The organism is Streptomyces sp. Je 1-4 4N24 (assembly GCF_026239515.1).
Classification (GTDB): Bacteria; Actinomycetota; Actinomycetes; order Streptomycetales; family Streptomycetaceae; genus Streptomyces; species Streptomyces nigrescens.
In genome coordinates this window covers 3432792-3444407 of the sequence record NZ_CP110836.1, presented here as the reverse complement: position 1 = coordinate 3444407, position 11616 = coordinate 3432792, and the positions used below count along the sequence as shown (strand labels likewise).

Below are 11616 nucleotides of genomic sequence, written 5' to 3'. Positions count from 1 at the left end.
GGAGCCCGACATGCCGCCGAACCCGCAGAGCAGCCCGCCCACCGTGGTTGCCGTCATCCCCGCCCGCGGCGGATCCAAGGGCGTGCCCGCCAAGAACCTCGCCGCCGTCGGGGGAGTGCCCCTGGTGGCCCGTGCGGTCCGCGAGTGCCGTGCCGCCCGCCTGGTCACCGATGTCGTGGTGTCCACCGACGACGCCGGGATCGCGGCCGCGGCCCGCGGCGCCGGAGCGGTCGTCATACGGCGCCCCGGCGACATCGCGGGCGACACCGCCACCAGCGAGGCCGCCGTCCTGCACGCCATGGACGCCTACGAGGCCGAGCAGGGCGCCCGGGTCGACGCGGTGCTGCTGGTCCAGTGCACCAGCCCCTTCATCGTCCGCGAGGACATCGACGGGGTCGCCGCCGCGGTCGTCGAGGGCGGCGCCGACAGCGCGCTGACCGTGGCACCGTTCCACGGCTTCGTCTGGCGGGACGCGGCTGACGACGCGGGCCTGGGCACGGCGGACACCGCAAGCCCGGCCGCCGCCACGCTCCCCGCACAGTCCACCGCCACCGCCCCGGCCACCGTCACCACCACGGGCGGCTACGGCGTCAACCACGACAAGTCCTTCCGGCCGCGCCGCCAGGACCGCCCCCAGGACCTGCTGGAGACCGGCGCCGCCTACGCCATGGACGCGGCCGGCTTCCGCACCAGCGGCCACCGCTTCTTCGGGCGCACCGAACTCGTGCGCACCGACCCGGCCCGGGTGCTGGAGATCGACGATCCGCACGACCTGGCCCGCGCCCGTGCGCTGGCCCCGCTGCTGGACGCCCCGCGGCCCGGCGCCCTGCCCACCATGGACGACATCGACGCCGTCGTCCTCGACTTCGACGGCACCCAGACCGACGACCGGGTGCTGATCGACGCCGACGGACGGGAGATCGTCGCGGTCCACCGCGGCGACGGCCTCGGCATCGCCGCCCTGCGCAGGGCGGAGCTGAAGCTGCTGATCCTGTCCTCGGAGACCAACCCGGTCGTCGCCGCACGGGCCCGCAAGCTGCAGGTGCCCGTCCTGCACGGCATCGACCGCAAGGACCTCGCCCTCAAGCAGTGGTGCGAGGAAGCGGGCATCGCGCCCGAGCGCGTGCTCTACGTCGGCAACGACGTCAACGACCTCCCGTGCTTCGACCTCGTCGGCTGGCCCGTGGCCGTCGCCGGGGCGCACGACGTGGTGCGCGGCGCGGCCCGCGCCGTCACCGCGACGCCCGGAGGCAGCGGCGCGATCCGAGAGATCGCCGGCTGGCTCCTGGGCCCGTCCCTGTAACCCACCAGACCCCACCCCCGCACACCCCCTTATCAACGCGAAGGAACCCTCCCCATGAGCAGCAACTCCCGCCTCCGCACCCTCGGCTCCCGCGAGGCCGGCCCCGGCCGCCCCGTCTACGTCACCGGCGAGATCGGCATCAACCACAACGGCGACCTGGAGAACGCGTTCGCGCTGATCGACGCCGCCGCCGACGCCGGCTGTGACGCGGTGAAGTTCCAGAAGCGGACCCCGGAGATCTGCACCCCGCGCGACCAGTGGGACATCGAGCGCGACACCCCCTGGGGCCGGATGACCTACATCGACTACCGCCACCGTGTGGAGTTCGACGAGGACGGCTACCGCGCCATCGACGAGTACTGCAAGAAGCGCGGCATCGCCTGGTTCGCCTCCCCGTGGGACGTCGAGTCCGTCGCCTTCCTGGAGAAGTTCGACGTGCCCTGCTACAAGGTCGCCTCCGCCTCGCTCACCGACGACGACCTGCTGCGCGCCATGCGCGCCACCGGCCGCACCGTCATCCTCTCCACGGGCATGTCCACCCCCAAGCAGATCCGGCACGCCGTCGAGGTCCTGGGCAGCGAGAACATCCTGCTCTGCCACGCCACGAGCACCTACCCGGCCAAGGCCGAGGAGCTCAACCTGCGCATGATCAACACCCTGCAGGACGAGTACCCGAACGTCCCGATCGGCTACAGCGGCCACGAGACCGGTCTGCAGACCACCCTCGCCGCGGTCGCCCTCGGCGCCACCTTCGTCGAGCGCCACATCACCCTCGACCGCGCCATGTGGGGCTCCGACCAGGCCGCCTCCGTCGAGCCCGGCGGCCTGTCCCGCCTGGTCCGCGACATCCGCACCATCGAGGAGTCCCTCGGTGACGGCGTCAAGAAGGTCTACGAGAGCGAGCTCGGCCCGATGAAGAAGCTGCGCCGCGTCACCGGCGTGGTGGCCGAGGCCGAGGCCGCCGAGCCGGCCGCCGTCTGACGGCCCCGGCCGACGAACCGACGGGAGCCATGGTGAGCTCACCTGAAGGGACCCGCGCCGTGCCCGGCACGCCCGGCGCCGAGGTTCCGCCCCCGGAGACGACGGGTTCTCCCGCCCGTCGTCTCCGGGGGGTGCCGCGGCAGCGCCGGACCGCACGCTCCGGTGCGCCGCGTGCGGCAGCCCGGGACACCGACACCCTCGCGTTCGTCGAGAGCCCGGTGCAGCTGCTGAACGTCCTGGAATGGGCGCACACGGCACAGGCCGCCGAGCTCACCGTCGTCGTGCTCTCCCCGCACGACCCGATGACCCGCGGCCAGCTGCGGCGGATGGCCGAACTCGCCCGCGACGAAGGCCATACGGTGCGCTGGGAGGAGGCCCGCGGTGGTCCGACCGCGCCGATGCGCACCATCGGCGGCCTCACCCCGCTGCTGCGCCGCGCCCGCCGCGTGGTCATCGGCGACCCGTTCTCCCGCTACGTCCAGCTGCTGCTCTCCCTCGCCAGGGCGCGCGATCTGGTCGTGGTCGACGACGGCACCGCCACCATGGAGTTCATCTCCCAACTCGCCCGCGGTGAACGGCTGGTGCGCTGGCACCGCAACGGCAGCGGACGCGGTGCGCGGGACCTGGTCTTCGCGCCGTTCTCGGCCACCGCCCGGCGCCGGCTCACCCCGGCGCCCGAGGGCGGCCGGCGCACCGTCGGCCTGTTCAGCTCGATGCCCGTCGAGGCACCGCCGGGCGTCGAGGTCACCACCAACGAGTTCGCCTGGACCCGCGGCCGCTTCGGCCCGCCCCGGCTCACCCGCGCCGCCGATATCGTCGGCACCTCGCTGGTGGAGACCGGAGTCGTCGACGCCGACCGCTACCTGTCCGCGGTCCGCACCCTGGCCCGTACGCACGGCGCCACCCGCTACTTCGCACACCGCAAGGAGAGCACCGAAAAGCTGCACCGCCTCGTGGCCGAGACCGGCCTGGAGATCGTACGGCCCGATCTGCCCCTCGAACTGATCGCCCGCCGCGGCCCCATCGGAGGGCTGATCGTCAGCTTCCCCTCCACCGTGGTGCACACCCTGCCGCTGGCGCTGCTGGGTACGGAGGTCAAGGTCGCGGTCTGCGACATCGATCCGGAGTGGCTGACGGCCAACGCCTCACCGCGGGCCCAGGGTTTCCTCGACGGGGTCACCGGCACCGCCCGCGACGTGCAGCGACTGCCGTTCACCCAGCGGATGGCCACCGGCTGAAGGAGAGCGGGAAGCCTTACTGCATACCCGTCGCATAAACCGTCCATGCGCCGAGCGGCCTAGATTTTCTTCCCCTAACGGGCTGAACTTTTGTTGATCGAAGGACAGTTGCCCCATCGGGACCCGTAACCTTCCACAGGTGAACCACGTGATGTCCCGAGATGTCAGCGCCGTCCGTACCCCCGCCGGGGATCTGCTCCCCGGCGCCCTTCCCGAGCCGCTGCGCGCCGAACTCAGCGCCTTCCGACGCGACTTGCACCGGCATCCCGAACTCGGCAACCAGGAGTTCCGGACCACCGCGGCGCTCAAGGAGCGGCTGGAGCGGGCCGGTCTGCGGCCCCGGGTACTGGCCACCGGCACCGGCCTGGTGTGTGACATCGGCACACGGGACGCCACGGCGGACGGACGGGCCGTCGCGGCCGCCCCCGACCGCCCCCTGCTGGCACTGCGCGCGGACATCGACGCGCTGCCCATCCCGGACACCAAGACCGTCGACTACGCCTCGACGGTCGCCGGCCGCGCGCACGCCTGCGGCCATGACGTGCACACCGTCGTCGTCCTCGGCGCCGGTCTGGTCCTGGCCGAGCTGGCCCGCGCCGGCGCCCTGCCGCGCCCCGTGCGGCTGCTCTTCCAGCCCGCCGAGGAGGTGCTGCCCGGCGGCGCCTCCGACGCGATCGAGTCCGGCGCCCTGGACGGCGTCGGCCGGATCCTCGCCGTCCACTGCGACCCGCGCGTCGACGCCGGCCGCATCGGGCTCCGTACGGGAGCGATCACCTCGGCCTGCGACCGGCTGGAGGTCGAGCTGGACGGCCCCGGCGGCCACACCGCCCGCCCGCACCTGACCACCGACATGGTCACCGCCGCGTCCCGGGTCGCCCTGGACGTACCGGCGCTGCTGGCCCGCCGGGTCGATGCCCGCGCCGGCCTGGCCGTCACCTGGGGCCGGCTGGCCTCCGGCCACGCCTGCAACGTCATCCCGCAGCACGCCGAACTCTCCGGCACGGTCCGCTGTCTCGATCTCGACGCCTGGCGGCAGGCTCCGGACCTGGTCCATGCGGCGATCGACGAGGTCGCCGCGCTGCACGGCGCGAAGTCGCAGATCACCTACGTCCGCGGGGTGCCGCCGGTGGTCAACGAGCCGGTCACCGTCCAGCTGCTGCACTCCGCGATGGCCGCCCGCCGCGGCGAGGGCGCCATCGAGGACACCGAGCAGTCCCTGGGCGGCGAGGACTTCTCCTGGTACCTCGAACACGTCCCCGGCGCCATGGCCCGCCTCGGCGTCCACCCGCCCGCCGACCCCACGCACCGGGATCTGCACCGCGGCGACTTCGACGTGGACGAACAGGCGATCAAGGTGGGCGTGGAGCTCTTCACGGCGGCGGCGCTGCTGGACGGGGATCTTCCGGACTGATCGCCGAGCGTCCGGGCGGCGTTGTGCCGCGGGACGGCGGGCCCGGACCGCGGCGCCGGCGGGGCCACCGCCGCCTTGACGCCCCGGTCCACCCCCATAAAGCAGCCCACTGCCCGTAAAGCCCGCATATCGGCCCGTTTCGGCATCTTGCCGGGACGGGCTTCGCATATCGCCCGCGCGTGTTTCGTTCAGGTGCCCTACGCCTCGAATCGATAACGTCCACGCAGTGGAGGGTTTTGCGCCAGGTCTACGCGCGTTAATCTCCCGACAAGCCAGCGCCAATGGGGGCGCTTAGAGCGAAGGGAAGGCCCCGTGCGTCGGGTCATCAGGATTGCCGCCGCGGCCACCGCCACCGCGGTCCTCGCGCTCACCGCCACTGCGTGCGGTCAGAGCTTTGCCGAGGCCAACCGCGCCAAACACGCGGGGGTCGGGTTGGCCTTCGACATCGGCGGCCGGGACGACCACTCGTTCAACGAGGCGGCCGCCCGCGGTGCGGAGAACGCGACCAAGAAGCTGGGCGTCAACGTCAAGATGCTCACCGCCAAGAACGGCGAGACCGAGGCGGACCGCGAGCAGCGGCTCACCTCCTTCGCCGAGGCCGGCTACAACCCGGTCATCGGCGTCGGCTTCGCCTACAGCCAGTCCGTGCAGAACGTGGCCAAGGACTTCCCCGACACCACCTTCGGTGTCGTGGACGCCGTGCCGGAGGGCAAGAACGTCGATGCGATGGTCTTCGCCGAGCACGAGGGCTCGTATCTGGCGGGCGTCGCGGCCGCGCTGAAGAGCAAGACCCACAAGGTGGGCTTCATCGGTGGCGTGAACAACGCGCTGATCCAGAAGTTCCAGGCCGGCTTCGAGCAGGGGGTCCGCGACACCGACCCGAAGGCCAAGGTCACCTCGCAGTACCTGTACCCCAACAACGACAAGGGGTTCAACGACCCGGCCGCCGCCAAGGCCAAGGCCGGCGGCATGCTCGACAGCGGTGTCGATGTGATCTACACGGCGGCCGGGCAGTCGGGCGCCGGGACCATCGAGGCGGTCAGCAAGGCCAAGGGCGCCTGGGCGATCGGCGTGGACTCGGACCAGTACCAGCAGCCGGGCCTGGCCCGCTACAAGGACCGGATCCTCACCTCGGTCGTGAAGAACGTCGATGTGGCCGTGTTCGACCTGATCAAGAGCGCCGAGGACGGCAAGCCGCTGACCGGCATCCACGCCTACGACCTCAAGCACAGCGGGGTGTCGCTCGCGACCTCGGGCGGGTTCATCAAGGACATCCAGCCGCAGATCGACGCGGCCCGGAAGAAGATCATCGAGGGCAAGGTGAAGGTCAAGGAGACGCCGTAGCCCGGGACCACCGCCGCCCCGGGGCGCCGCAGCGCCGGACCCCCGGGGGCGAGCCCCCGTCCCCCTTGTGACCTTCCGGTCCCTGACTTTCCGTCCTTTCCGCTCCTTCATCCCTGAGGGGAGTGCGCCATCAACGCAGCATCCACGAGCAGCGGTCCCGCCGTCCCGGACGCCCCCGCTGTAGAACTCCGCGGAATCACCAAAAGGTTCCCCGGCGTCGTGGCCAACCACGACATCCATCTCACCGTGCGCCGCGGCACCGTCCACGCCCTGTGCGGCGAGAACGGTGCCGGCAAGTCCACCCTGATGAAGATCCTTTACGGCATGCAGAAGCCGGACGAGGGCACCATCGCGCTGGGCGGCGAGCAGGTCACCCTGCACACCCCGGGCGACGCCATCGCCCGCGGCATCGGCATGGTGCACCAGCACTTCATGCTCGCCGACAACCTCACCGTCCTGGAGAACACCGTTCTCGGCGCGGAGAAGCTGCACGGCATCGGTGCCGGCGCCCGCGCGAAGATAAAGGAGATCTCGGACGCGTACGGGCTGAACATCCGGCCCGACGTCCTGGTCGAGGACCTCGGTGTCGCCGACCGCCAGCGGGTGGAGATCCTCAAGGTCCTCTACCGCGGCGCCCGCACCCTCATCCTCGACGAGCCGACCGCCGTCCTGGTCCCGCAGGAGGTCGACGCGCTCTTCGACAACCTGCGCGAGCTCAAGTCCGAGGGCCTGACCGTCATCTTCATCTCGCACAAGCTGGGCGAGGTGCTCTCGGTCGCCGACGACATCACCGTCATACGGCGCGGCACCACCGTGGCCTCGGTCGAACCGTCCGGGACCACCCCCAAGCAGCTGGCCGAGCTGATGGTCGGCAGCGAACTGCCGTCCCCCGAGACCCGCGAATCGACGGTCACGGACGAGGAGATGCTCCGCGTCAGCGACGTCCACCTCTCCGCGACCGACTCCGACGGAGTGGTCCGCACCGTACTGGACGGCATCTCCTTCACCATCCACAAGGGCGAGGTACTGGGCGTCGCCGGTGTCGAGGGCAACGGCCAGGCCGAGCTGGTCGAGGCCGTCATGGGCACCCGCCGCCCCGACCGCGGCACCCTGACCCTGGACGGCAAGGACCTGTCCGGGGCCTCCACCCGCGCCCGGCGCGAGGGCGGCATCGGCTACATCCCCGAGGACCGCCACCGCCACGGCCTGCTGCTGGAAGCCCCGCTGTGGGAGAACCGCATCCTGGGCCATGTCACCGAGCGCCCCAACAGCAAGGGCAAGCTCCTCGACCTCCCCGGCGCCCGCAGGGACACCGCGCGCATCGTCGAGGAGTACGACGTGCGCACCCCCGGCATCGAGGTCACCGCGTCCTCGCTCTCCGGCGGCAACCAGCAGAAGCTGATCGTCGGCCGGGAGATGAGCCACCACCCCAAGCTGCTGATCGCCGCCCACCCCACCCGCGGGGTCGACGTCGGTGCGCAGGCGCAGATCTGGGAACAGATCCGCGAGGCGCGCCGCGAGGGCCTGGCGGTGCTGCTGATCTCTGCCGACCTGGACGAGCTGATCGGGCTGTCCGACACCCTGCGGGTGATGTACCGGGGCCGGCTGGTCGCGGACGCGGACCCCGCCGTCATCACCCCGGAGGAGTTGGGCTCCGCCATGACCGGTGCCGCCAGAGGCCACCTCAGCGCGTCGGACGACGGTGTGCCGGAAGACGGTGCGCCGGACGAGGGTGCGCCGGACGAGGGTGCGCCGGACGAGGGTGCGTCGCACGACGCCGGTGAGCAGGAGGGGGACGAGCAGTGAGCACCTCCACCAAGAACCCCGCCGTGGACGCCATCGCCAAGAGCGCCACCCGCGACAAGGTGATCCTGGCGATCGCCGCGCCCGTCCTGGCCATCGTCGCCGCGATAGTGATCTCGTCCCTGGTCTTCCTGGCGTCGGGGGAGAACCCCTTCCGCGCCTACGGGATCATGGCCGATTACGGTCACTACAGCGACAGCCAGGTCTGGATCATCAACAAGGCGGTGCCGTACTACCTTTCGGCGCTGGCGGTCGCCATCGGCTTCCGCATGAACCTCTTCAACATCGGCGTCGACGGCCAGTACCGCCTGGCGGCCTTCGCGGCCGCCGCGGTCGGCGGCGCCATCGCCCTCCCCGGTGCGATCCAGATCATCCTCCTCATCGTCATCGCGATGCTGGTCGGCGCGATCTGGTCCGGTATCGCCGGTCTCCTCAAGACCACCCGCGGCGTCAGCGAAGTGATCACTACGATCATGCTGAACGCCATCGCCGCGTCGATCATCGGCTACTTCCTGCAGGACGGCCGCCTCGCCATCAAGGACGGCAACCTCCTCCACACCAAGTTCCTGCCGGAATCCAGCCACTTCTTCTCCTTCCCGACCCACCCCAAGCCCGTATACGGCTTCGTGGTGATCGCGATCCTGGCCGGTGCGCTGTACTGGTTCGGGATCAACCGCACCCGCTTCGGCTTCGACCTGCGCGCCGTGGGCGCCTCCGAGCCGGCCGCCGAGGCCAGCGGCGTCAGCGTCAAGCGCATGGTCATCAGCAGCATGCTGCTGTCCGGCGCCGCGGCCGGTCTGGTCGGCATGCCGACCCTGCTCGGCGAGTCCTTCCAGTACGGCACGGACTTCCCGGCCGGTATCGGCTTCACCGGTATCGCCATCGCGCTGCTCGGCCGCAACCACCCCATCGGCATGGCCTTCGGCGCCCTGCTGTGGGCCTTCCTCGACCGCACCGGCTCCCGGCTGGAGTTCGAGGGGTACGCCCAGGAAATCGTCGGCGTCATCCAGGGCGTCATCGTCCTGTGCGTGGTCATCGCCTACGAGATCGTGCGCCGCTACGGGCTGAACCTGCAGCAGCGCAAGGTCGGCGAGGAGCTGGCCGTTTTGTCCCGCACGACAAACTCTGACAAGAGCGACAAGCCGGAGGTGTCGGCGTGAGTACGGACCTCAAGACCGCGACGAAGCTCGCGGTCCCCGGGAAGGGGGGCCGGCGCAAGCTGACTTACCCCTGGATCCTGCTGATCATCGCCATCGGCCTGGTCGCCGTCTCCGCCCTCCGGGCCATCACCGGCACCGCGGACCTCACCTCCACCGGCCAGTTCGGCGCCGCACTGAGCGCCGCCGTGCCGATCGGCCTGGCGGGCCTGGGCGGACTGTGGTCCGAGCGGGCCGGCGTGGTCAACATCGGCCTCGAAGGCATGATGATGCTCGGCTCGTTCGCGGCCGGCTGGGTCGGCTGGCAGCACGGCCCCTGGGCGGCCGCCGCGGCCGGCATCATCGGCGGCGCGCTCGGCGGTCTGATCCACGCCGTCGCCACCGTGACCTTCGGCGTCGACCACATCGTCTCCGGTGTCGCGGTCAACATCCTGGCGCTCGGTGCCACCCAGTACCTGGCCACGCTGTGGTTCGGCCAGGAGGGCAGCGCGGCCATGGCGGCCGGCGGCAACGACAAGCAGTCCCCGCCGATGCCCGACATGCCGACGTTCACCGTCCCCGGCCTGTCCGACTGGCTGAACTCCCTGGAGGGCCACCACTGGTTCCTGGTCTCCGACGTCGCCGGCATCCTCGGCGCGGCGGTCACCAACGTCTCCTGGCTGACCCTGCTCACCATCGCCCTGTTCGTCGGCACCTTCTACGTGCTCTGGCGCTCCTCGTTCGGACTGCGGCTGCGCTCCTGCGGCGAGGCCCCCATCTCGGCCGAGACCCTGGGCGTCAACGTCTACTCGTACAAGTACGCGGCGGTGCTGGTCTCCGGAGCCCTGGCCGGCCTCGGCGGTGCCTTCCTCTCCATCGGGGTGCACTTCTACCAGGACGGCCAGACCGGCGGCCGAGGCTACATCGGTCTCGCCACGATGATCTTCGGCAACTGGCGGCCGGGCGGCGTCGCGATGGGCGCGGGCCTGTTCGGCTTCATGGACGCCATGCAGCTGCGCAGCGGCGGCCCGACCGTCCACGCCCTGCTGCTGGGCCTGGCCGCACTCCTCGCCGTCCTCGCCCTGTTCCGTCTGCGAGCCGCCAAGCGCACCCAGGCCGTGGTCGCCGGCATAGCCGCCGCCGTCCTGGTCATCTGGTACGCCCTGGCCGACACCGTTCCGCTCGAACTGGTCGAGGCGAGCCCCTACATCGCCACCCTGCTGGTACTCGCCCTCTTCTCCCAGCGGCTGCGGCCGCCGAAGGCGAACGGCAAGCCCTACCGCCGAGGACAAGGCACATGACACCACCGGTGCCGGTCGACTGGACCGCACTGCGCGCGCAGGCCCGGGACGCGATGTCCCGGGCCTACGCCCCGTATTCCGGCTACCCCGTAGGCGCCGCCGCCCTGGTGGACGACGGCCGCACCATCACCGGCTGCAATGTGGAGAACGCCTCCTACGGCCTCTCCCTCTGCGCCGAATGCGGCCTGGTCTCAGAACTGTTCGCGGGCCGGGCCGACAACGGCGGCCCCGCCCCGCGGCTGACCGCCTTCACCTGCGTGGACGGGGCGGGCGACCTGCTCGTCCCCTGCGGCCGCTGCCGCCAACTCCTGTGGGAACACGGCGGTCCGGAGCTTCTGGTCGACACGGCTGCGGGCGTTCGGCCGCTGTCGGAGCTGCTTCCGGACGCGTTCGGGGCGGGGCATTTGAGGGGGTGACGGGGAGCGGTGGGCAGTGGCTCCATCCCCGCCACCCACCGCCCCCGGCACCACCTGCTCGACCGTCGCCCCGCTGGAAGGCCCGAACGCTCCCGAAGCGTCAGGACCGGGCAATGCGCAGCCAGAGGCGTCAGGACCGGGCAAGACGCAGGTCGATCCAGGGAATGCTGTCCCCCGGCAACAGATAGCGCTCGGTCTCGACAAACCCGTGCTTCCGCGCGAATCGCAGCCCGTCCTCGTTGGAGGACAGGACCACGGTCTCGATCACTTCGGCACCCAGCTCCCGCGCCCGGCTGAGCCCGCGCGCATAGAGCTCCTCCCCGAACCCCTGACCACGATGAGCTTCGAGCACGCGGGCGATCACGGTCACCGTCAGCGTGTCATCGGCAGGCGGGCGCACCGTGCTGCATCCGATGAGTTCGTCACCGGCATACGCGACCTCCAAGTGGTGCTGCTGTGCCCGCTCCCGCACCTCCTCCAGCGAAAGCAGATGGGTAGGAATGATCGTGTTGTGGACGTACTGCCAGTCCTTGAGGGCGTCGTCGCCCTCCGGCTGCTGAATACGAAGATCCGCCATTGCAGCAGAAGACCCGAGTCCCTTCCGCACGTCAACTCCGTTTACCGCGCCCCGAACCACCGATGCCGGCCGCGCTAACCGCTACACAGCGGTGCGCGCACGCCTA

General features: G+C 71.0%; 10 protein-coding genes. 9 read left to right on the top strand and 1 reads right to left on the bottom strand.

The window, feature by feature from the left end:
• Positions 1-10 precede the first annotated feature (10 nt).
• From SLV14N_RS14705 to SLV14N_RS14665, 9 genes are all read left to right on the top strand, one after another.
• Positions 11-1303 carry an acylneuraminate cytidylyltransferase gene (locus SLV14N_RS14705; RefSeq protein ID WP_208681299.1) on the top strand — a complete coding sequence of 431 codons (1293 nt, stop codon included), beginning with the start codon at positions 11-13 and terminating at the stop codon, positions 1301-1303.
• Positions 1304-1357: 54 nt separating this feature from the next.
• A complete protein-coding gene (locus SLV14N_RS14700) occupies positions 1358-2284 on the top strand; it encodes an N-acetylneuraminate synthase family protein (protein WP_093637278.1) in 927 nt (308 codons plus the stop codon).
• A 29-nt stretch (positions 2285-2313) separates the two neighbouring features.
• Positions 2314-3522, top strand: a complete 1209-nt coding sequence (locus SLV14N_RS14695; RefSeq protein WP_208681298.1) for a hypothetical protein — start codon at positions 2314-2316, stop codon at positions 3520-3522.
• 151 nt (positions 3523-3673) lie between these two features.
• Positions 3674-4933 (top strand): amidohydrolase, encoded by a 1260-nt coding sequence (locus SLV14N_RS14690; RefSeq protein WP_263273151.1) that lies wholly within the window; start codon positions 3674-3676, stop codon positions 4931-4933.
• Between the two features lie 312 nt (positions 4934-5245).
• A complete protein-coding gene (locus tag SLV14N_RS14685; RefSeq protein ID WP_208681291.1) occupies positions 5246-6277 on the top strand; it encodes a BMP family protein in 1032 nt (343 codons plus the stop codon).
• Between the two features lie 219 nt (positions 6278-6496).
• Entirely contained in the window at positions 6497-8083 is a 1587-nt protein-coding gene (locus SLV14N_RS14680; RefSeq protein ID WP_263269573.1) for an ABC transporter ATP-binding protein, read from the top strand.
• Positions 8084-8106: 23 nt separating this feature from the next.
• Complete coding sequence (locus SLV14N_RS14675) at positions 8107-9240, top strand: ABC transporter permease (protein ID WP_159489089.1); 1134 nt, start codon at positions 8107-8109, stop codon at positions 9238-9240.
• Positions 9237-10517 carry an ABC transporter permease gene (locus tag SLV14N_RS14670; protein ID WP_208681289.1) on the top strand — a complete coding sequence of 427 codons (1281 nt, stop codon included), beginning with the start codon at positions 9237-9239 and terminating at the stop codon, positions 10515-10517. The genes SLV14N_RS14675 and SLV14N_RS14670 overlap by 4 nt, the downstream gene beginning before the upstream one ends.
• Entirely contained in the window at positions 10514-10933 is a 420-nt protein-coding gene (locus SLV14N_RS14665; protein WP_263269571.1) for a cytidine deaminase, read from the top strand. The genes SLV14N_RS14670 and SLV14N_RS14665 overlap by 4 nt, the downstream gene beginning before the upstream one ends.
• Positions 10934-11063: 130 nt before the next feature.
• On the opposite strand, the gene SLV14N_RS14660 is transcribed toward SLV14N_RS14665, so the two are convergent.
• A complete protein-coding gene (locus SLV14N_RS14660) occupies positions 11064-11510 on the bottom strand; it encodes a GNAT family N-acetyltransferase (RefSeq protein WP_263269569.1) in 447 nt (148 codons plus the stop codon).
• Positions 11511-11616 lie beyond the last annotated feature (106 nt).